The 21,244-nt window shown below is 39.8% G+C and carries 23 protein-coding genes; 11 read left to right on the forward strand and 12 right to left on the reverse strand.

Features of this window, described 5'->3' with window-relative positions; genetic code table 11:
• Window positions 1–103 precede the first annotated feature (103 nt).
• The 3 genes from ACYP5M_RS23070 to ACYP5M_RS23080 are packed head-to-tail and all read left to right on the forward strand — an operon-like array spanning window position 104 to window position 3,136.
• Window positions 104–871, forward strand: a complete 768-nt coding sequence (locus tag ACYP5M_RS23070) for an ABC transporter ATP-binding protein (protein WP_260359104.1) — start codon at window positions 104–106, stop codon at window positions 869–871.
• Window positions 858–2,777, forward strand: a complete 1,920-nt coding sequence (locus tag ACYP5M_RS23075) for an FtsX-like permease family protein (RefSeq protein WP_434167928.1) — start codon at window positions 858–860, stop codon at window positions 2,775–2,777. Before ACYP5M_RS23070 ends, ACYP5M_RS23075 begins: the two co-directional genes overlap by 14 nt.
• Window positions 2,778–2,782: 5 nt before the next feature.
• Window positions 2,783–3,136 (forward strand): YxeA family protein, encoded by a 354-nt coding sequence (locus ACYP5M_RS23080; RefSeq protein WP_101225513.1) that lies wholly within the window; start codon window positions 2,783–2,785, stop codon window positions 3,134–3,136.
• 45 nt (window positions 3,137–3,181) lie between these two features.
• On the opposite strand, the gene ACYP5M_RS23085 is transcribed toward ACYP5M_RS23080, so the two are convergent.
• Together ACYP5M_RS23085 and ACYP5M_RS23090 are read right to left on the reverse strand one after the other, a co-directional pair.
• Window positions 3,182–4,570: a sensor histidine kinase gene (locus tag ACYP5M_RS23085; RefSeq protein ID WP_459735566.1), complete on the reverse strand. Its 1,389-nt coding sequence runs from the start codon at window positions 4,568–4,570 to the stop codon at window positions 3,182–3,184.
• The gene (locus ACYP5M_RS23090) at window positions 4,567–5,277 is read right to left on the reverse strand and encodes a response regulator transcription factor (protein WP_434167926.1); all 711 of its coding nucleotides are present in this window, start codon (window positions 5,275–5,277) and stop codon (window positions 4,567–4,569) included. Before ACYP5M_RS23090 ends, ACYP5M_RS23085 begins: the two co-directional genes overlap by 4 nt.
• Window positions 5,278–5,606: 329 nt before the next feature.
• On the opposite strand from ACYP5M_RS23090, the gene ACYP5M_RS23095 reads away from it, so the two are divergent.
• Window positions 5,607–6,782: an MFS transporter gene (locus tag ACYP5M_RS23095; protein ID WP_434167925.1), complete on the forward strand. Its 1,176-nt coding sequence runs from the start codon at window positions 5,607–5,609 to the stop codon at window positions 6,780–6,782.
• A gap of 74 nt (window positions 6,783–6,856) precedes the next feature.
• On the opposite strand, the gene ACYP5M_RS23100 is transcribed toward ACYP5M_RS23095, so the two are convergent.
• From ACYP5M_RS23100 to ACYP5M_RS23135, 8 genes are all read right to left on the reverse strand, one after another.
• On the reverse strand, window positions 6,857–7,594 hold the full coding sequence (locus ACYP5M_RS23100) for an amino acid ABC transporter ATP-binding protein (RefSeq protein WP_434167924.1): 738 nt from the start codon (window positions 7,592–7,594) through the stop codon (window positions 6,857–6,859).
• A gap of 29 nt (window positions 7,595–7,623) precedes the next feature.
• The gene (locus tag ACYP5M_RS23105) at window positions 7,624–8,328 is read right to left on the reverse strand and encodes an amino acid ABC transporter permease (protein WP_101225507.1); all 705 of its coding nucleotides are present in this window, start codon (window positions 8,326–8,328) and stop codon (window positions 7,624–7,626) included.
• On the reverse strand, window positions 8,312–9,136 hold the full coding sequence (locus ACYP5M_RS23110; protein ID WP_101225506.1) for an amino acid ABC transporter substrate-binding protein: 825 nt from the start codon (window positions 9,134–9,136) through the stop codon (window positions 8,312–8,314). Before ACYP5M_RS23110 ends, ACYP5M_RS23105 begins: the two co-directional genes overlap by 17 nt.
• Window positions 9,137–9,435: 299 nt before the next feature.
• Window positions 9,436–11,025, reverse strand: a complete 1,590-nt coding sequence (locus tag ACYP5M_RS23115) for an S-layer protein (RefSeq protein WP_434167923.1) — start codon at window positions 11,023–11,025, stop codon at window positions 9,436–9,438.
• 231 nt (window positions 11,026–11,256) lie between these two features.
• Window positions 11,257–11,841: a YjgB family protein gene (locus tag ACYP5M_RS23120; protein WP_459735567.1), complete on the reverse strand. Its 585-nt coding sequence runs from the start codon at window positions 11,839–11,841 to the stop codon at window positions 11,257–11,259.
• Between the two features lie 396 nt (window positions 11,842–12,237).
• Window positions 12,238–12,708: a DinB family protein gene (locus tag ACYP5M_RS23125; RefSeq protein WP_434167921.1), complete on the reverse strand. Its 471-nt coding sequence runs from the start codon at window positions 12,706–12,708 to the stop codon at window positions 12,238–12,240.
• A gap of 280 nt (window positions 12,709–12,988) precedes the next feature.
• Window positions 12,989–13,399: an N-acetyltransferase family protein gene (locus tag ACYP5M_RS23130; protein ID WP_459735568.1), complete on the reverse strand. Its 411-nt coding sequence runs from the start codon at window positions 13,397–13,399 to the stop codon at window positions 12,989–12,991.
• A 120-nt stretch (window positions 13,400–13,519) separates the two neighbouring features.
• A complete protein-coding gene (locus ACYP5M_RS23135; protein ID WP_434167918.1) occupies window positions 13,520–13,720 on the reverse strand; it encodes a hypothetical protein in 201 nt (66 codons plus the stop codon).
• 219 nt (window positions 13,721–13,939) lie between these two features.
• Here ACYP5M_RS23135 and ACYP5M_RS23140 point away from each other — a divergent pair, with 219 nt between their 5' ends.
• The 4 genes from ACYP5M_RS23140 to ACYP5M_RS23155 all read left to right on the forward strand — a co-directional run bounded on the left by ACYP5M_RS23140 (window position 13,940) and on the right by ACYP5M_RS23155 (window position 17,449).
• Window positions 13,940–14,830, forward strand: coding sequence for a TIGR01777 family oxidoreductase (locus tag ACYP5M_RS23140; RefSeq protein WP_434167917.1), 891 nt, complete (start codon window positions 13,940–13,942; stop codon window positions 14,828–14,830).
• A gap of 61 nt (window positions 14,831–14,891) precedes the next feature.
• Window positions 14,892–16,070: an LL-diaminopimelate aminotransferase gene (locus ACYP5M_RS23145; RefSeq protein ID WP_459735569.1), complete on the forward strand. Its 1,179-nt coding sequence runs from the start codon at window positions 14,892–14,894 to the stop codon at window positions 16,068–16,070.
• Window positions 16,071–16,500: 430 nt separating this feature from the next.
• Window positions 16,501–16,773: a phage holin gene (locus tag ACYP5M_RS23150; protein ID WP_101225499.1), complete on the forward strand. Its 273-nt coding sequence runs from the start codon at window positions 16,501–16,503 to the stop codon at window positions 16,771–16,773.
• A gap of 196 nt (window positions 16,774–16,969) precedes the next feature.
• The gene (locus tag ACYP5M_RS23155; RefSeq protein WP_101225498.1) at window positions 16,970–17,449 is read left to right on the forward strand and encodes a C40 family peptidase; all 480 of its coding nucleotides are present in this window, start codon (window positions 16,970–16,972) and stop codon (window positions 17,447–17,449) included.
• 86 nt (window positions 17,450–17,535) lie between these two features.
• Here ACYP5M_RS23155 and ACYP5M_RS23160 read toward each other — a convergent pair whose 3' ends face one another.
• Both ACYP5M_RS23160 and ACYP5M_RS23165 read right to left on the reverse strand, forming a co-directional pair.
• Complete coding sequence (locus ACYP5M_RS23160; protein ID WP_459735570.1) at window positions 17,536–18,072, reverse strand: GDYXXLXY domain-containing protein; 537 nt, start codon at window positions 18,070–18,072, stop codon at window positions 17,536–17,538.
• Window positions 18,065–19,123: a DUF2157 domain-containing protein gene (locus ACYP5M_RS23165; protein WP_459735571.1), complete on the reverse strand. Its 1,059-nt coding sequence runs from the start codon at window positions 19,121–19,123 to the stop codon at window positions 18,065–18,067. The genes ACYP5M_RS23160 and ACYP5M_RS23165 overlap by 8 nt, the downstream gene beginning before the upstream one ends.
• A 233-nt stretch (window positions 19,124–19,356) precedes the next feature.
• Here ACYP5M_RS23165 and ACYP5M_RS23170 point away from each other — a divergent pair, with 233 nt between their 5' ends.
• From ACYP5M_RS23170 to ACYP5M_RS23180, 3 genes are read left to right on the forward strand one after another with little or no spacing between them, the layout of a single operon-like run.
• On the forward strand, window positions 19,357–19,677 hold the full coding sequence (locus ACYP5M_RS23170) for a PadR family transcriptional regulator (RefSeq protein WP_101225495.1): 321 nt from the start codon (window positions 19,357–19,359) through the stop codon (window positions 19,675–19,677).
• Complete coding sequence (locus ACYP5M_RS23175) at window positions 19,674–20,228, forward strand: HAAS signaling domain-containing protein (protein ID WP_101225494.1); 555 nt, start codon at window positions 19,674–19,676, stop codon at window positions 20,226–20,228. The genes ACYP5M_RS23170 and ACYP5M_RS23175 overlap by 4 nt, the downstream gene beginning before the upstream one ends.
• Complete coding sequence (locus ACYP5M_RS23180) at window positions 20,221–21,015, forward strand: DUF4097 family beta strand repeat-containing protein (RefSeq protein WP_459735572.1); 795 nt, start codon at window positions 20,221–20,223, stop codon at window positions 21,013–21,015. The genes ACYP5M_RS23175 and ACYP5M_RS23180 overlap by 8 nt, the downstream gene beginning before the upstream one ends.
• Window positions 21,016–21,244 lie beyond the last annotated feature (229 nt).

Raw genomic sequence — 21,244 nt, forward strand, 5'->3', positions numbered from 1 at the left:
CGTTTTTTTTATGGATTTAAGCTTGCTGTAAGGTTGGCACAAAGATGCTGTAAGAATGGGCATGTAAAGTATAAGTATCAACAATACTGAAGAGGTGAAACAAATGGAACCATTATTAAAAGTGGAAAATATAAAAAAAACATATGGTAAATCAAGCGCTGCCTTCACAGCGTTGGAAAATATATCTTTTGAGATTCATGAAGGGGAGTTTGTAGGAATCATGGGACCTTCTGGAGCGGGGAAATCGACGTTGCTCAATATGTTGGCAACCATTGATTCGCCGACTGAAGGGAAAATTTTCATGAATGATACGAGCATTCACGATATGAAAGGGGCAGACTTAACGGATTTCAGACGTGATAATCTTGGTTTCATCTTCCAGGATTACAATTTGCTTGACTCATTGACTGTTAAGGAAAATATATTATTACCACTGGCGATTGCAAAAATTCCAGCGAAAGAAATTACTAACTTGGTGAATCGTATTGCTAAAGTATTTGGGATTGAAGGCTTATTAGCTAAATATCCATACCAAATCTCCGGCGGGCAAAAGCAAAGGACAGCTGCAGCCAGGGCGCTTGTGACAGAGCCTGCATTGATCCTGGCAGATGAGCCCACAGGTGCACTTGATTCAAAATCAGCAACAGGTCTGCTGGAAAGCTTAAGTGAACTAAATGAAAATAATAATTCCACCATCATGTTGGTGACACATGATGCATATGCCGCAAGCTTCTGCCGGCGGATCATTTTCATCAAGGATGGTACGCTTTCAACAGAAATATATCGTCGTGGCCAATCACGTAAAGCTTTCTTCCAAGAAATTATGGATGTCCTTGCAACAATTGGAGGTGAGGTAGATGACGTTATTTAGTCTGGCGAGAAAGAATATTGCTCGAAATCTCTCCCAATATTTTTTATATATCGCATCCATGGTATTTAGCATTATCATCTATTTTACATTTGTAACATTAAAATATAGTGACACAGTTGCAGAACAAACGGCTTCATCACAGAAATTGGATTCATTAATGAGTGGTGCGGCTGTCATCCTGATTTTCTTCGTTGCCATTTTTATTGCCTATTCCAATTCATTCTTCATGAAAAAACGTAAAAAAGAAGTGGCATTATATGCATTGCTTGGCGTACGTAATCGTCAGATCGGTTTTATGCTCTTCTTTGAAAACCTATTGCTAGGCTTGGTTTCATTGGTTGTGGGGATTTTACTTGGATTTCTTTGTTCAAAAGGGTTCATGACGATTTTGATTTATTTAATGGGCTATGATGTCATAGCACCATTTACATTTTCGGAATCTGCTGCTTTGAACACCTCAATCGTATTTCTGATTATTTTCTTGGTGACATCATTTCAGGGCTATCGGTTGATTTATCAATTTAAACTAATCGATCTCTTCCATGCAACGAAAAAAGGGGAAGCGGCTCCGAAGCCATCGATGATTGTAGCCATTCTGGGAATTTTTCTGATTGTCATGGGTTATTGGTTGGCGATGCAAGATTTATTTACTTCTAAAGTATGGGAAAAAGTCGGCTTTTTGATGACGGCACTCATCATTTTGACAACTGTTATTGCCGGTACGTTTTTATTGTTTCATAGCGTGACAGGCTATGTGTTAGCGGTGATTAAGAAAAATGAAAAATGGCTATGGAAAGGCCTGCATCTGATGACGATCTCACAGCTGCTATATCGTATTCGGGGTAATGCACGGACATTGACCGTAATTGCAGTGTTAAGTGCTACAACTGTAACGGCTGGCGGTGCGGTTTATGGCCTTTATTATAACGCGAATGACCAAGTTATGACCGTTGATCCGAACACCTTCATGTATCAGCAAACGGATGCAAAAAGCGATCAGCAAGTCAGCGCTATATTGCCAGATACAAAGTATGATGAAAATGTCGTAGCACTATCTGTCACATTTAATACAAAAGAACTTAGCGAGGGATCAGCATTCGATAGCTCTGATAAAAGGATTTACACGATAATCGATGAAAGAACATATAACAAATTAGCAGAAGTACAAGGTAAGGATGCATTGCTTGTGAATAATGGCAAAGCAGTCATTTTAGATATTGGATATGACAAAAGATTTTCACCTGAATACAGGGACAAGACTATCAGGACAGAAAACAACACGGCAATCACATTCCAAAGCTTTAAAACACAAACAGTTTTAAATGCCAAAACAGCAGGCATTGCAGTGGTTGTATCGAATGATCAATTTAAATCATTGCAAAAAGAAGGGGAAGCCCTAAACTATCGTGTTATCGGAGTTGATCAAGCTTCCACTGATTTATCGGGGGAAATTGCAAAACAATTGCCTGAAGAAGCGCTATTTTCCAGTGCCCCTCAAGATTTTCAAACAAGCATTGAAGGTGTAGGCTCATTGCTCTTTATCGGAAGTTTCCTTGGTCTTGTTTTTTTAGCGGCAACAGGCAGTATCATTTACTTTAAAGTTCTAACGGAAGCTGAGGAAGATAAATCACAATACAATATGCTCCATAAGATGGGCGTTAACGCAAAAGAAATGCGGAAATCCATTGCATCACAAGTGCTTGTAATCTTTTTCGTTCCACTGGCAGTGGGGTTATTACACAGTGCGGTTGCTTTAAAAGCCTTCTCGGGCTTATTGATGATGGACCTGGAAAAACCTGTGTTGATCTGGATGATCGCCTATACGGTCATTTACGGTCTGTATTATATCTTAACGGTAGCTTCCTATAATCGTATTATCACACAAAATAATAAAACAGAAGGATGATCGAGATGAAGAAATTTATTATGGTAGTTGGCATTTTGTTTATATTGGGAGCGGCAGGTGTCTTCGCACTTACTAAAATGGACTTTAACCGCATGAATGCCGATAATTATTATTTGCAAATTACAGAGGATGGGGTACAACATGAAACCAAACTGGATGATGGTTCAGTGATGACTTACTATTCTTATAAACTGGACGCCAAAAATGCAGATGGTGAAACGATACCACTTGAATTCACGGCACAAAAAAATCTTCGAAAAGACGCTTACTTAAAGATGTACGTGAAAAATGGTGATGAGGTTTCGTCATATGATGAAGTGAAATTTGAGGATATTCCAAAAAAAGCACGAACAAAATAAATGAAAGAAGGGCTGTCTGTAAATTATGGACAGCCCTTTAAATAATTATAAAAGTATCGTAATTGTGGTTCCCTTATTTTCAACGCTAGTCAAATCAAGTTTACCTTTATGAGCCAGAATAATGTCTCTTGCAATGGCCATTCCTAAACCGGTCCCATGTGTACTGGCAGTATTCGTGCCTCGATAGTAGCGTTCAAAAACCTGTTCCAAGTCTTTGTCGGGAATACCGCGGCCATTATCGGCAATGGTAATTTTGGTATGAAGTTCCGATTGTGGACCAATATCATCAATTTGTATTTTCACGACGACATTTTCATCATTATGTACGAGCGCATTGTAGATAAAGTTAAAAATCGCCCGTTTCAGTAATTTTTTATCCACTTTACGTGTTGTTTTATCCACATTTGCCACAAACTCAACCTGTTTATCACCAAATTGTGAATCATTTAAAAGCTCGATCGTCATTTCTCTTATAAACCCAACGATATCAACAACTTCAAATTGCAAAGGAAGTCGTTGGTTGCGCAAACGCATCGTTAAATTGAGGTCATCCAATAAATCTTTCATATATACGGACTGTCTATTAATAATGGATGTAAACTCATACAATTCCTGTGGTGTTAATTCAGTGGCATTATCTTTCATCAATTCTGTATATCCATGGATGGAAGCAAGTGGCGTCTTCATGTCATGAGAAACATTGCTAATCCATTCCTCACGCATTTGGTCGAGTTGATCACGTTCCTTTTCATACTGATCCAACTTTATAGATAGTTCATTCATATTGTGAAATACATCTTCATAAACGCCTTTTGGTATACTCATCTTTTTGAAACGTCTTTCGCGAAGCTGCTGTATTCCTTCTATTAAAGTGTTAAGTGGTGTCGTTAATCTTTTACCAAATAATAGTCCAATGACTAGGGCGATAATAATATCCACGGTTAAAAACAGTAAAAGTATGATGTTGATGTACTTTAAAATGTGAACATAATTATAGGACATTACATATCGGCCTATTCCTCGATCTTTAACCCCTACAAAATAGCTGAAATCTTGAGCTTCGCTGACGAAAACAGTCGTCTCTGCATCAATTTCTTTATACTTATACATTTGGACGATTTCAACAGGAGAATATACGGTTTGCAATTTTTGAGGTGTGTAATAGGCAGAAACTTGTTCACCCTTATCATTCAAAAATTGTATCCAGGCGTTATTGTTCCGCAGTTTTTCCAGCCCATCTTCATTAACCATTGGTTTGTCATCTATCAGTTCTACATATTGTGAAAAAGATCGGCTAAAGTTTTCCGCAGATTCCTCTTCCGTGTCGAAATGAACAAAGAGTAAGCATAAAAGTAAAATTGTATTTACGATCCCTACGATTACAACAATTGTCACAACGGATCCTAAAAAGCGCCGTGTCAATTTCCACTTCATCTTGTTTCACCCTTGGTTTGTAATTTATAACCAAGTCCTTTAACGGTTATTAAAAAAGAAGGGTTTGAAGGATCTGCCTCGATTTTTTCGCGTAAACGGCGAATATGAACCATAACTGTATTATCAGAGCCAAAGTAATCATCGCCCCACACATGTTCAAATAAAGTTTCTTTGCTCAAAATCTGATTTGGATGATGCATAAAACAGCTCATCAGTCCGATTTCTTTAGCTGTGAGCTCTAGCGTTTTGCCATCCTTTTTCACTTCATTTTCATTTGCACTAAGCTCAAAAGGACCAACTTGAAATTTTTTCGGAGCAGCTTTTTCCTCTGAAAAGCCTGCACGCCTCAGCTGCGCCTTTACCCGATATGCCACTTCCTTCGGACTGAATGGCTTGGTAATATAATCATCCCCGCCAATCGCCAAACCTAAAAGCTTATCAATTTCCTCATCCTTTGCCGACAAAAATAGAATGGGCACATTCGACACTTCCCGAATTTGCTTGCATAAATCATAGCCTTCACCATCTGGCAGCATAATATCTAGCAAGACTAGTGATGGATTGAACTTCTGAAACTTTGCCCACCCATCCGCAATCGTCCCCGCCGTAACAATATTCGGGATACCTTCTTTATGTAAAACCGTCTCCATGAGACGTGCCAAATCTTCTTCATCGTCAATAATTAAAATCCACTGATCATTAGACATTCTTTTACCTCCTACACATCAATCATACCCTACAGTATAGAGTACCCTTTAACAAAAAATAAGGGGAGGGAAAGTTTTTCAACGAACCCATCCATTATTTTCACGAAAGTGCGATTACATGAAAAATTTATGTTCAGATCAGGAATCCTGTTATCTGTTCTGTATTTAGTTAAGGTGGTTTGGGTAAGAAGATCGTGCTTCATACTGATTTGGTAAAGGTTGTATGATAAACTGTTTAAAGTATTGTCAGGAAGATTATGCTAAGTAATGTGATTCAGGAATTCATTGCTTATGCAGCGAATGTGGAAGAGTAAAAGGAGAAAAAAATAATGGAAACAAAAAAAGTGTTACCCGTTCTTTTTTTAGTGATGTTTTTAGTCATGGTCGGATTTGGGATCATTATTCCCGTCATTCCGTTTCTTGCAGAAAAGGTTGGTGGCAGTCCTACTGAGCTTGGACTTTTAATGGCTGTTTATTCATTAATGCAATTATTTTTTGCCCCGGTGTGGGGACGTATATCTGACCGGATAGGACGTAAGCCTGTCATGATAATCGGGATTGCTGGCTTGGCTCTTTCGTTTTTTATCACGGCCTCGGCAGATTCCTTATGGGTATTATTTGTAGCAAGGATTATTGGCGGGATATTGTCATCGGCAAACATGCCAACCGCAATGGCGTATGTGGCTGACATCACGACGCCGGAAGATCGCGGAAAAGGGATGGGGATCATCGGGGCCGCTACAGGGCTTGGTTTCATCTTTGGTCCGGCGATTGGCGGGGTATTCTCCAAATCAAGTTTGAATTTACCTTTTTACATTGCTGGAATTACCTCTTTGATTACTTTATTCTTAGTGATTGCGATACTGAAGGAATCACATACAGTTGAAAAGAGGGCCCAGCAGTCAAAAAATAAAGAATCTATGTGGAAAGCCTTTAGAGGGCCACTTAAAACCATGTTCTTTCTGCAATTGATCGTCACTCTTTCTATGGCAGGACTAGAAACGACTTTTGCTTATTTTGCAGCCAAAAAGGCTGATATAAGTCTTGTCCAATTAGGCTATATCTTTATGATAATGGGGGTTGGCAGTGCAATCGTTCAAGGTGGATTAGTGGGGAGGATGACAAAGAAATATGGAGAAGGAGCGGTCATCCGAATGGGAATCATCGTCTCGGCAGCTGGGTTCATACTCATCCTGTTTTCTTCCGGTTTTTGGACATCGGCGATCTTCCTGACGATTTTCGGAGTGGGAAATGGGTTCATCCGTCCGGCAATTTCGGCGTTACTGACCAAAAGTTCCATGACGGGCCATGGCAGTGTCACTGGACTGTTATCTTCCTTCGACTCGTTCGGCAGGATTGCAGGTCCTCCGATCGGCGGTTGGTTATTTTCAATTTCGATTGATTTACCATTTATATCGGGAGCGATCCTTTCCGTTTTTGCTTTGCTTCTTTTTCAGTTATACCATGCACGGACACAGACTAGACAGGTCCCAGCATCTCATTAATTTGATGGTGGGCAAAAAACCCCCATTTCAAAAAATGGGGGGGCTGCGAACGGTGCTTTAATAGCACCGTTTTTTTATTGAATCAGATTGAGGAATTTACGTGTGCGCGCTTCTTTAGGGTTTGTGAAGATCTGCTCGGGTGTTCCCCGCTCCATTATTTTTCCTTCATCCATGAAAATGACTTCGTCGGCGACTTCACGGGCGAAACGCATTTCATGGGTTACCACGATCATTGTCATGCCTTCTTCTTTCGCCAGGTCTTTCATGACCTGTAACACGTCTCCAACTAGTTCGGGATCTAAAGCGGAAGTGGGTTCATCGAATAGCATGACCTTTGGCTCCATGGCCAGGGCCCTTGCAATTCCGACTCGTTGCTGCTGTCCGCCGGACAATTGAAACGGATAAAAATCGATTTTCTCACCTAAGCCGACTTTTGTAAGCAGGGCAGCAGCCGTTTCCTTTGCTTGATGTTTGGCTATGTTTTTTACAATGATGGGTCCTTCCATTACATTTTCCAATGCTGTTTTGTGGGGGAAGAGGTTATAGCTTTGGAAAACCATCCCTGTTAAACTGCGAAAAGATGTAATTGAATTTTTTCTAACGGGTTTTTTGAAGTCCATTATGGTTTCATCAATTTCAATCGTCCCGTCCGTGGGTACCTCAAGGAGATTCAAACACCGAAGAAAGGTTGTTTTACCTGAACCCGAAGGACCGATCAATACAATGACTTTACCTTGCTCCACTTCCAAATCGATGCCCTTTAATACTTCAAGGTCACCAAACGATTTATGAAGATTCTTAATGTTGATCATTTTAAAATCCCCTTTAACTACTGCGGTTCTTATTTTGCCACATAACGATTAAGTCTGTCCTCTAAACTTCCTTGAATGAAAGATAGTATGGTACACAAAATCCAATATAAAGCAGCTGCTTCTATGTAAAGTAGTAGAAATTCATAGTTTTTTGCAGCGATTTCTTGAGCTTTACGAAATAATTCCGTTACCAGAATGAGTGAGGCAAGCGATGTATCTTTTAAAAGGCTAATGAACGTATTGGATAATGGGGGAATGGATACCCGCGCAGCTTGAGGCAAAATGATGCGCTTTAAAGCTTGGGTATATGTCATCCCGATTGAATAGCCTGCTTCCCATTGCCCTTTTGGTATGGATAAAATGGCTGCTCGGATAATTTCTGAAGCGTATGCTCCCACATTTAAAGAGAATCCTATAATGGCCGATATGAAAGGATTGATTGTTACACCTAAATTTGGAAGTCCATAGAAAATGATAAATAATTGCACAAGTAAAGGTGTCCCGCGGATGATTGACACATATACACGCGCAATTATTTGAAGAATCCTTATGGAAGATAATCTTGCCAATGCTGTGAGTACAGCAAGAATAAGGCCGAGAACGAATGTGATCAATGTTAGTGGAATCGTATATTGAATAGCTCCCTCTATCATAGGATAGAGGGAGGTTTGAGCGATGGACACAAGCTGGTTCATACGCTCGGGGTCGGTGAAAATATTACTTAGGAGAAACATCTTCACCAAACCATTTATCCGAGATTTTCGCGTACGTGCCGTCGTCTTTCATTGCTTTAAGTGCTTTGTTTACTTCTTCCACTAATTTGCCACTGTCTTTTCTGAACATTAAACCACTTGCAACTCCGCTTTCTTCCTCATCAGCCACTTTGATAGGTGCATCCGGGTGTTGCTTTTTATAATCAAGGTACGATAATTTGTCATTGATCGTGGCATCTACACGTTTAGAACCAATAAGCTGTACGGATTGAGAAAATCCTTCAATACCTGTAACTTCAGCACCATGAGATTTGGCTAAGTCATTGTAGTTACTCGTTAAAGATTGTGCAGAGGTCTTGCCTTTTAAATCATCGAAGGATTTAATATCCGTATTATCTTTGTGTACCAGTAATACGGCCCCTGATTGAATATATGGGTCAGAGAAATCATATTTCTTTTGACGGTCTTCATCGATGCCCACTTGGTTTGCGATCATATCAAAACGTTTTGCATCCAAGCCTGCAAACATGCCGTCCCATTGTGTTTCCTTGAATTCAGCTTTCACTCCAAGGCGTTTTGCCACTTCTTTAGCAATTTCAACATCAAACCCCGTTAGTTTATCTGAATCATCGTGGAATGTGAAAGGAGGATATGTACCTTCTGTTCCAACAGTTAATACGCCATCTTTTTTGACTTTATCATATAGACTTTCTTGTGAAGAAGATTTATTGTCGGTATCGTTTGCCTCATTTTTTGTATCGGTACCACAAGCGGTAAGTACAACCGTGAAAGCTAACAATAGCGATAAAAGTGCAACCATTTTTTTCATTTGGGTAAACCTCCTAGTAATCTGATAGGGATTGATACTCTGTGATACTATACAAGAAAAGGAAAAAAGTCAATGAAAATAACTTATATCATTAGTGTTAATGAAACTTGGTGAATTATACGGTTTTTCACGCATTGAAGTGAAAATAAAAGTAAAAGAAAGGTGTATCGTCAACCAGGGAAGGAGCTGAACCGATATCCATTCTAAGGAGACAAAAAGCCCCTTATCCACGTCAACTATTAGCTAAGCGGAGAGGGGCTTTTTGGACTGTCCAGAACTATTTCAGGATTCTTTTTAACTTAACGTTTTTTATGATTTTTATCCTCTACACTAACGAAGATAGGGTTCGAATAGAACCAAAGGTCTTTATAGTTACGTTTGTTTATTTCTGAAAAGCGTTTTTCGTTATCCTCGATTTCAGTCTTTGCATCGATCAGCGGTTCACCGTTCATCGTTTCTCCAGAGACATTTTCCCCGAGATTCGTGCCGCGCAAACGGAAATATTGATCCTTATTTGCTCTGACCTTGTAAGTGATGGTATGAAAACCATCGCGATCGGTTTTCCAGTCTTTACTTGTAAAGCGTTTAACCACTTTTGTCGTATCATTGGTGGCTTTATTATAAGCAGGTGTTCCAGGTACTGCTTTCCCGGTTACTTCCCCGGAAATTAGATCCACGTGATCTACCTTGACCTGGTCCCCGTTATTGTTCTTTTGGGGGCTTTTAAATCGGATGGTGATCTTGAACATCTGTCCTTCCTTAACTTTAAGATCCCCGCCCATATCTGCCTTGTTGTTTCCGTTTTTAGCTTGGAAATCAAGGGCGTCGATCAAGTCACCAAAAACGGAGAAGGATTTCCCTGATCGCATGCCATCAAGGACGGATTGCATTGATGAACCATTTACCCATGTATAATTCTTGGAATATTGACCTGGCCAGTAGCCGCTTGAGTAAAGGCGGTTTTCACTGATTTCAAAATGGGAGTCTGAATTGGAAAAGTTCCAGAACTTACGACCTTCCCCAAGAAGGGCATCCCAAGCACCTCCTACCTTAGCGAGCATGTGATCGGAACCGCCGTAGGTCCTGTTTTCCGGTGTTGTCAGATTTAAACCGCCTCTATCCGGCTCCATCTGGTTACCTGGCATACCTTCGAACCCGAAAATGACATCCGGGGCTATATTGTTGAAGTCGCGAAAATCAGATATGTTGTACACCCTTTTTCTTGATGGGTGGTTCAATATGGCATAACTTGTATTCTTATAATTTTTCTCGAGCCATGCCAATGCTGTTCGGGCATCCTTGGATGTCTTATTGGCTCTTTGATCCTGTGCTTTCCAGACGGCTACATCATCAGGATCAAACATCTTTTCATCCTGGTTGGTGAACAGATATTCGAACTGATTGCCAGCTTTCAGACTTTTCGGTGAGCCCGGCTTGCCTCCCAAAATTCCTATGCCGACATGCTCGTATGTGGGCATATCCCATTCGAAGCCTGAAAAGATGACTTTACTTTTAAATTTGCCCTCTTTTTGCAATTGCTCCATTTTCGGGGTTTGATATTGTATGATTCCCTGAGATAGCGGTATCGGCCCGCCTGTAATCAAATTTCCCTCAGCATCCCTTGAAGACATCCTCAAGTGGTCGGAAATTCCCATCCAATCCATACCATACTTATCAAATGCGTTATTTAGCAAGCTCTCAAGGCTCTGTGAGCCCTCGGCATCATCGGACTGAGTGGTATGGGCATGATATTCCCCCTTCATCCATCTGCCTCCCGGATTTGTCTGAGTGTCTGCTGAATCATTTGCAGCAACCGCGACCGGAAGACCCTGAAATAGGATGGCTATGCTTAGAACCGTTCCTGTGAAAGCCCTGAACTTATTAATCATCTTACGGACACCCTCCATATATTGAAATTATGTTGAACAAGCTAATTTTATTGTGAAAATATTAAGAGCCCGTTTGGGGGGAGTATGGATTTTGTAAATTAAATGGCCGGTTTGCTTCCATAATATGTTACGGGAAGGTGACAGCGGTTTGGAAGAAGAAGAAAGAAGGGGAGGGCATGAAAAAAAAGCTGTAGAGAAAATTTTCTTTCTCTACAGCCTGCGACAACTATATTATTTAGCTTTGAGTAGATTGATATGATCTACAGTTTGATTTTCACCGACAATGAATTGCAGTTCATAATTCCCTGTCTTGTAAATGTAGTTGTCTTCATTCGTACTGGAAATATGGCGTATTTCGTCAGCACTGCCGAGTTGTTTTCCTAAAACTTTAGGAGTGATGCTTCCTAAATTATGGTCCCGTTCTACATTTGTCCCAAAATATCGGATTTGTGAGATGGTTTTGTCATCGTTATAGGCAAATGCAAATCCTGGATGCCCCATTTCTGCATGGTAATAGTCAAAAGTTTCATCTGTGTTACCTGGCTCAGGGGGAGGACCAAATGTGTCATATACTTCTTTTTGGGTGTTTTCATCAATTTTCAAACCCGAGGCAGTATAAGGCATTTCCCCTGAAAAAGCTTTGTTGTAGATTTCGTGTAAGGTGGTAAGAGCGTGTTCCTTAGCTATCCCAGAAGCGGAATCCATTGTGGATGCAGCCCCAACCGGTTCTGTTGGAAACGATGTACCTGCCCCTAAAAGGGAACCGGTTAGAATAACGGCGCTAACCATTCTAGCCGCTGGTTTTTTAGATAACATTTCTTATCCCTCCTATACCATTACTTTTCCACAATTTTCTTACATGAAACATTTTCTTGATGATCAATGATTGTAACACCTGGAAATACACATGACAGTCAAACTTAGAGCCACTTGTTGAACAATTGATTGAGAAAGTTGGAAAACCGAATCCTTTGCCGCAGATGCAACTTATATGTTCCCTGATGCTCCATGATAATCAAACTATCCAGTCTATTTTAAAACAATAAAGACTACAGGGAATTTTAAACTAAGTTAATTGGAGCAAGTGCCTGGAGTGGAAATCAACGTCCAAATTGTACAAGCAATAAAAAAACTTTAGGCAAACACGATTTTCATCGAGTTTGCCTAAAGTCTGGGTGCTTCACCGTGATGAATTACCCTATGAAAATGCAGTTAATCCCAAACGCTAATTCTAGGAACTCCAGCAGTTCTTAAGTAGTCCAATAATTGACCAGTATGTACAGACTCATGATAAGCGATCCTTAGCAACATATCTCCTAAATCCCTGATATACCCAATATCGGAGCGGTCAATTTTAATAGTGGATAAGTCGTCCTCGCTGAAGGATAGGATTGTTTCCAAAAAGTCACGCCTGTAAGGTTCCGCATAGTTTAATTCGGCTTCGACAGAGATAAGCGGCTGTTTTTCAAATGGTGATTCATAAACGGGTAAGCTGCCTTGATTTTTAATGGATAAATGGTAGTAATGCTCACTATCAAGGACATGTCTAACCATTTCTAAACAGCTCATTGCCTTGTCGTCTGGCTTCCAATGTAGTGTGCCTTTAGGTATTGAAGTCCATAGTTTAATGTTTCTTCTTCTAACCTCTTCCAGATTCAAGATGATAAGTTCTATCGATTTCATAAAGATCCCCCTTTTTGCAGGTATACATTCACTATACACGAATGGATGGTGAAAATAATGGGATTCATTTGAAAAAATAGAAAATTCAATGAACTACTTGAGGTAGTGAATTTTTTACTATTATTTATGAGAGTACAGGGAAAATGCCCATGAATTCGTGCAGAATTTACAGGCGGTTTCAATCCCTAGTTTTGTATGGAGGAACACATGCTTCATATTTAATCCATGTTTTCACAATCTATCTTCTTAATTACGCAAAGTTGGGGGCAGGAGGCCCTTGTTATATAAAGGATTGAATTAGAATGTCATCTTGATAAGTTAAAATTGGTTTAAAGCCAAAGTCTTTAAATTTCTGCAATGCTTCAGGGTTATTTCTGTTTACCAAACCGGACACTGCAAGGATTCCTTTTTCTCTCGCATGAGCCACTAATTTCGGTAAAAGGGATTGCAGAATTCCCTTTCCTCTATATTTCTTGTCAAGGACTACATAATTAACATGAGCGAATTTATATAAATAAAGATTATAACAAAGAAATCCCACTACTTTACCTTTATCATTACAAATTACAAGTACCTTATGTGACTTTTGCAAAATTTCATGCACTGTATCAGACGAAACCCGAAAATTACTTATTGTAATATCCGTTAAAGTCTTGATATCTTTTTTAGGCTTCCAGTCTCGAAAATACATCATTACTTCTCCTTTTTCTCTATTAAACCAAAAAGCGGAGATCATATTATTGTTTATTAATATAGAAACCCTTTAGATTATTCCAAAGGGTTTCCATGTTAATCTCAAAAAAGAAATCTCTTAATCTCTTCTGAATTTCTTGATTGAAATAGGTTCCTTGATTGAAGTACCTCCATTATTGTTTAATAAATCTTTTAAGATTCTTCTCAAGGCAGTCCTAACACTGCTATTTCCATTTTCTGAATTGCCAATACCTGAACCGCCAGTTGTGGAACCAGCATTATCGGATTCACCAGTTCTTCTTAGTTTTTTGTTTGACACTGCAATCATCCCTTTGTTTTATAAATTTTCACATTACTAATTTATGTGTATTATTCCTTTGTGCTTGGACAAGTTCACCATTTGTTGAACACGTTTACGTTATGTAGTGGTGATACCAGTCGATGTAATAATATGGTATAATTGTGAAGTAATTCACAATAAGGGCTGAACTGGTTATCATTGGACCTATTCACTCATAAAAGAAAGCGGGTTGGATATATGCTAAAGAAAGTGGTTTTAGCTGGCGGGACTGGTTTTGTCGGTCAATACTTTGAAAAGCATTTCAGGAATTTGGGATATGAGGTAAGGATCATCTCCAGGCAAACCCCGCATACTGGCTGGGAAGATATAGAAGGAATAAGGGAAACGATCGATAATTCGGATATGTTAATAAACCTAGCAGGAAAAACGGTCAATTGCCGCTACAATGCCAAGAATAAGAAAGAAATATTGGATTCACGAACCGATACGACTGAAGTGCTAGGTAAGGCGATTGAACAATGTGAAAATCCGCCTTCATTATGGATAAACTCAAGTACTGCAACGATATACAGGCATGCTGAGGATAAACCAATGACAGAGGGGGATGGTGTAATCGGTTCAGGCTTTTCCGTAGATGTGGCGAAAGCGTGGGAGCGCTCATTTTTCGATTTCCGATTACCCAAGACGAGACAAATTGCTTTACGGATCGCCATTGTATTGGGAGATGGGGGAGTGATGACCCCATATAGGAATTTGGTTAAATTTGGTCTGGGAGGCCATCAAGGATCAGGAAAACAGAAATTCAGTTGGATACATTTAGAAGATTTATTTAACATTGTCCTTTTTCTGAGAAAGAATCAGGATTTGAGCGGGGTGTTTAATTGTTCATCTCCGAATCCAGTTACAAATCGTGAATTGATGGCTCATTTGAGAAAGCTCATGAATATTAGGATTGGACTGCCCTGTCCAACACCCATGCTTGAAATGGGGGCTTTCTTTATGGGTACCGAAACAGAATTGATATTAAAAAGCCGGTGGGTCATACCTGAGAGATTGGAAAAGGCGGGGTATGCATTTAAATTCCCTCATCTTGATGAGGCTCTGGAACAGATACTGATGAATTCTTAAAGTACTCGAGATTGATTGCTATAATGATAGATATAAATCATTAATGGAGGGGAATTGTAGAATGAATATGACTCCATCTAAAAAAGTCGGAAGATTCACAACAGGGATATTTTCAGAGTTGGCGGAACGCAAGCAGGATGCAATGAAACGTGGACTGGATGTTATCGATTTGAGTGTAGGAAGTCCGGATTTACCACCGCCTGATTTCGTAGTGGATACGCTTGTGAAGTATGCGCAGGATCCGAGTTCCTATGGGTATACGTTAAAAGGTACGCCTGAATTCCATGAGGCAGTCGGTTATTTTTATCGGAAGCGTTATGGAGTGGAGCTGGATGCAGAAAGGGAAGTCCTACAACTGATGGGATCGCAGGATGGCCTTGCACACTTGGCAACGGCGATGATAAACCCTGGAGATTATGTGTTGGTGCCAGATCCGGGATATCCAATTTATGAAGCGAGTGTAGAGCTTGCCGGCGGAATCATTTATCCGATGCCGCTTACTGCCGAAAATGGATTCCTTCCGCAGCTCAACGGAGTTCCGGAAGAAATATTGAAAAAGACCAAAATGATGATCATCAGTTATCCAGGAAATCCTGTCACCGCCCTTGCTGATGAAGCTTTCTTTGCGGAAGTCATATCGTTTGCGAAAAAGAACGAGATCATGGTGGTTCACGATTTTGCTTATTCCGAATTGATTTTTGATGATCATCCGCAAATTAGTTTTATGTCCATTCCTGGTGCCAAGGAAGTGGGGATCGAGTTTAACTCACTTTCCAAAACTTTTAACATGGCCGGCTGCCGCATTGGGTATGCGGTGGGTAATCAAGAGGTGCTGAACATCCTGGGAACGTTGAAATCACACATCGATTATGGAGTTTTTTATCCTATCCAAAAAGCTGCCGAGATGGCACTGACTTCCAATCTTTCGCTGCTGTCCGAACAGGTTAAGGAATATGAGTCCCGACGTAATGCATTGATATCAGGTCTTGCTAGAGGGGGGTGGCATGTGCCGAAAACCTCAGCTACCATGTTTATTTGGGCCAGAATTCCTGCTGGCTGGAAATCACGTGATTTTTCCTATGCATTGATTGAAAAAGCAGGGGTCACGGTCGTTCCAGGCGATGCTTTTGGGAAGCAGGGTGAAGGGTATGTTCGGATGGCCTTGGTCCAGCCGGCCGAAAGATTGACAGAAGCTGCCGAACGGATCGGATTGTTTTGGGAGGAAAAAAATGGAGTTTGAGATCAAGCGTTCAATATAATCAGGTTATAAATTGCCTCAGCAGTATAAACCGTTTTGGCTGGCAGAGGACTTGCCGCCAGTATCATTTCCGGGGGAGATTGAGAGAAAAGGTAAGCGGACGGTGATTTCCAAATTACCTATAGAGGCAGAAGCTTATTTAAGTAAAGGAAGGAATCAACTGGCACGCAAAGGAGTATATAGAGCTTGAGAAAGTTGTTACTTACTTGTTAAAGTGAGGCGCTCTATCGTTTTTTAAAACTATTTGATAGTTTAAGAGAAGGTCCATCCACTGATGGGCTTTTTCATGTTAATGGGAAACTAGAGAGATAGATTATTTATGGAATTTCCGAACGTAAAAAGGACAAGCCGCATAATATATAGTAAGTCTGCAACTATTTCGGACTTAATATGATAGAGAGGGGGAAAAGCAATGATCAACTGGAAAGTGCGTTTTAAGAATCCGACGTTTATATTCACGGTACTCCTTCCTGGGCTTTTATTATTGGCGCAGATGGTTGCCGCGTTCATAAACAATTTCATTACCCCTATAGGCTTTACCATTACTGATGATGCATTGAACGGGGCTTTAGGCATCATTAACTTCATAGCGCTTACATTCTTTGGGGTCGGCGGTGTGGTCGATCATACTACTAAAGGTCTAAGCGATAGTGAGAATGCACGACAATACGATGAGCCTAAGTAATGGGCACTATTCTTTCATCTATTGAAGAGTAGAATATACCAGATAACACCGTAACTTGCTACACAACGGCGTTATCTGGTTATTTGTTTTTTTGCAGAAATGATGATGGCACCAATTAAAATGATTTTGGTCTGAAAACCGAAATGCAGCATACATTTAAAATTGTGGTTCATTTTCAGTTTGGGGAGGAAAAAGGATGAGTTATAGTTTACCAGTTTCAAAATGGCTTGCAGCCATAGTTTTGATCGGAGCATTATTGATGGCATTCATATTCAATCCGGCTAATGCTTCAGCCTCTATCAATTATGGCGATGAAGTTGCCGCTTTGGCAAAGAAGCAGGTGGGAAGCAATTATAAATATGGGGGGACGACCCCAAAAGGGTTTGATGCTAGCGGTCTAACCCAGTATGTATATAAAAATGCCGCGACAGAAATGAAGATTCCAAGAACGAGTGCGGAACAGTATAAAATCGGAAAGGCCGTTAAGCAAAAAGATTTAAAAGCGGGAGATTTGGTCTTCTATGCGACAGGTAAGAAAGGGCAGGTTTCTTTTGTAGGAATCTATTATGGAAATGGTACATTTATCGGGACCACCACCAAAGGGGTCAAGGTCGTCAAAATGAGTGATAAGTATTGGAAAGAAAAATATATAGGGGCAAAGCGAGTCATTAAGTAACATCTGATGTTCATATGAAAAAAGTCCAGCAATAAAAAGAGCATCGTAAAACCGATGCTCTTTTTGCTAGTCATTTCCGGGTTCATTCATTCAATGATGATATCCGTTAAAACAACATTCCCATTACGAACCTTTACGACGGCGACTGAAGGATTGGCCAATGCTTCCTTCTCCAATTCCTTTGCCTTTTCCTCGGATGCGAAATAATTGTCCAGGCCGTATCTGATCTGAATGGTTTCAGCATTGTGCAGGTCATATGGGATTTCCAATTTCCCTTTAAGGTAAACGCCTTTGCCGGGTTTTTCTTTCGTTACGTAATCGACAACGTAAAGTCCATCCTTATTTTGTTTTAAACGTACATATACCTTTTTAAAATCCCCCATATTTCTTGTATGGAACTCGGTTTTAATCGAGTCATCGACCTGTGATGGCTTAACGGATTCAATTTCGTATTTCAAAGCCACATAGCTTCCCCTAAACAAGTCAGTCGGGTCGACCGGGGCTGTTTTGATCTTGATTACATCTCCTGTCATTGTTGTCCAGACCGGAGGAAACGCCAAGACTAACAGAATCAAGACTGGAATGGAAAATACGATAAGTGGCCGGAATAATGGATTATTCATTGAGCTCCCCTCCTTTTTTTCGTTGATTTTCGAAGAAGAAGCCAAAACCGATAAGCATGATTCCGCCGATGATGAATGTAAGTGATTTTGGCAGGAAGTCAAAAGAATAGATGTAATATCTGAAGATCAGTACACATATTATCACGATGCTGGTCAAACTGCCTTTTAGAATGAGATAAAGCAGAAAAACGAAATAAGCTAAAGGGAACCAGATTGAAAAATCAAAGGTAAGGAAGAGTGCAGTAATACCATGTAAGATATGCCCTTGTATGTGGGTGGTGTTTTGTAATTTGGCTCTTACCGGAATATAGGCAAGCACGATTCCCAGAACAAACAGAATGGAAAGGACAATCGTATTCGAATTTTCAAACTCCAGCTTAGGCACGAATTCCATAAGAAATAAGGCAATTGTATTGATGGCTAAAGCGTTAATGAAAAAGGTCAGATATTTAGGGTAATCGAATTTCTTTAACAGAATGTATAAAGCCGGCAGAAATACAAGAATGGCAAGCGGATAAGCTGTTTCATCAACGAATATACTTCCGTTAATATAAACGAAAAGCAGGAAAGATGTAAAAAGGAGAACGAAGACATCCTTCAAATAGTATCCAATGAATACCGTACCGATCGCCCATAATAAAAAGGAACTGTTGAAGTTGATGCTGATATTAAACATCTGCTCAATTAGAAAAATCCCTGAACCAAAGATCAGAATACCTGCATAATGCAGACTTCGTGACGTTTTGGGAAAGCGTACCTGCACCTTCACGCCAGCAAAGTTCACTCCGATTAGGCATGCAATGATAAGCAGGAATTTAACCGCTTTACTTAAATAAATCCAGTTGCTGGCTACGAAGGTCAATACGCCTAAACCTAAAAGAAGTGCCCCAATGGATAATAGAATAGTGATGAAGCTCAAATTACCTTTTACGTCATAGGAATCTAACATCCTCACTTTCTCTTGCTGGGAGATGACTCCTTCCTTTTCAAGGTAATTAAATTCATGTTCAAGAAACTCGAATTGCTTTTTCGTTATTTCTTTGTTGGCCAAAGTAACTCCTCCTTCCACATTTTACTATTATACATCGTATTCTCTTGCCGCTTTGAATATAATGCTAATTTTCTTCTACCCTTAATGGAACGCATGTAGTACCAAAAAAATATTTATAGTACCTTGCAATGAACAGTACCGTGTGGTAAATTATTTACATAAGATGTATTGTTCGGTGTTCAGTACTGTTTATTGAACTATACTGAAGAACTCTTGGAAGGAGTGATGGTGCTATGAATGTGCAATTTAAGAAAGGTGTCCTGGAGCTGTGTGTCCTGGTCTTATTGGATAAGCAGGATCGCTATGGGTATGAACTTGTACAGAAGATTTCAGATCAAATTGAAATATCGGAAGGGTCGGTATATCCACTTTTACGACGATTGACGAAGGAAGAGTATTTTACGACATATTTACAAGAATCAACAGAAGGGCCTCCGCGCAAGTATTATACTTTAACCGACAAAGGCCGGAGATACCTTCAAGAGCTGTTGACGGAATGGAATGAATTTTCCAATGGGGTCAATCAATTAATCAAGGAAGGTGTGAACCAATGAATAAAGAACAATTTTTAAAACAATTGAATGCCTCTTTAACCAGACTTTCCTTAGAGGAACGGGAAGATATCCTTCAAGATTACGAAGAGTATTTCGAAATTGGAATGGAAGAAGGGAAGTCAGAGCAGGAAATCTCCAAATCTCTTGGGAATCCTAAACAGATTTCCAAGGAACTGATGGCATCCTATCGTCTTGGTCAGGTCGAGCAAACTACTTCAGCAGGTAATGTAATGCGGGCAGTTTGGGCAGTCATTGGTTTGGGATTCTTTAATTTAGTGATCGTTTTGGGACCATTTATAGCATTGATCGGAGTTGTCATTGCAGGATGGGCTTCGGCGATAGCGTTCATTCTAGCTCCGTTTGGCGTTCTTTTTAACCTTGCGATAGGTAATTTTCAATTATTCGATCTTTTCTTCGCATTGGGATTATGCGGGATTGGAATTTTCATTGCCATGGGAATGTTTGTCGCTACGAGTGCTTTAACTAAAGGATTCATTCGCTATTTAAAATTTAACGCTTCTCTTGTGAAAGGCGGTTTGAAAAATGATTAATGTAAAAAAATTATCGATCATTGCACTTGTATTGTTATTGATCGGAGTAATAGGAAGTCTGTTTACGTTTTCCCAAGTGACGGATAAGGAAACGACTACAGAGGAAAAAACGATTTCGGAAATCGTAACGGACATTCAGATCGACACTGACAATGCAGCTGTAGAGGTCGTTCCAACCAAGGATAAGGAGACAAGGATAGAGTTGGTTTCAAAAGGGATGGATGTTTCCAAGTTGGATTTCACCGCAGATGTGGAAGGGAAGAAGCTTTCGGTACAATTAAAAGATCGACGTACCTTTAGCTTTGGTTTTCATATTCAATCCTTACATTTAAAGGTGTATGTGCCTGATGAATCTTATAAATCCTTTGTCGTCGAATCCGATAATGGAAAATTGCAAATATCAGGATTGAAAAGTGAAGATCTAAATGTGAGGTCTCAAAATGGCCGGGTAGAATTAAATGATATAATAACCGAAAAAGTTGAAGTGAAATCTGCTAATGGAAAAGTAGAGCTTAATAATGTGGAGGGAAAACTGGTTGGGTCATCGAATAACGGTAAAATCACATTGGTCACGAAAGACTTGGATAGGGAGATCGATTTCGAAAGTAATAATGGTAAAATCATGATCCAAACGGAGAATGAACCGACAAATACAACTTTCGATGTTCATGTTGACAATGGGAGAGTGGATATCCTTGGTAAGTATGAGGGAGATACTGTCATTGGCAAAGGTGAAAACTTAGTGAAATTGGAAACGAATAATGGGAAAATCGAGATAACGAAATAGTCATGAAGCATGAAAAAGCCGATCCAATTGGAAGCGGCTTTTTTCAATTATGCGGCCATTGCTAGAAGCTTTCCCATTTACTTAAGGAGATAAGGAAAAACATTTAAAGTTTTTCCTTTAGATGTTTTGGAATTATAATATATAAAGGATAATTATGTTAAAAGTAATGAGTGTAAGTCCGCCATCAAATCTAAGGAAAGATTTTAATGAAAATGACTTCAAAAGTATG

This window comes from Peribacillus sp. N1 (assembly GCF_054600815.1).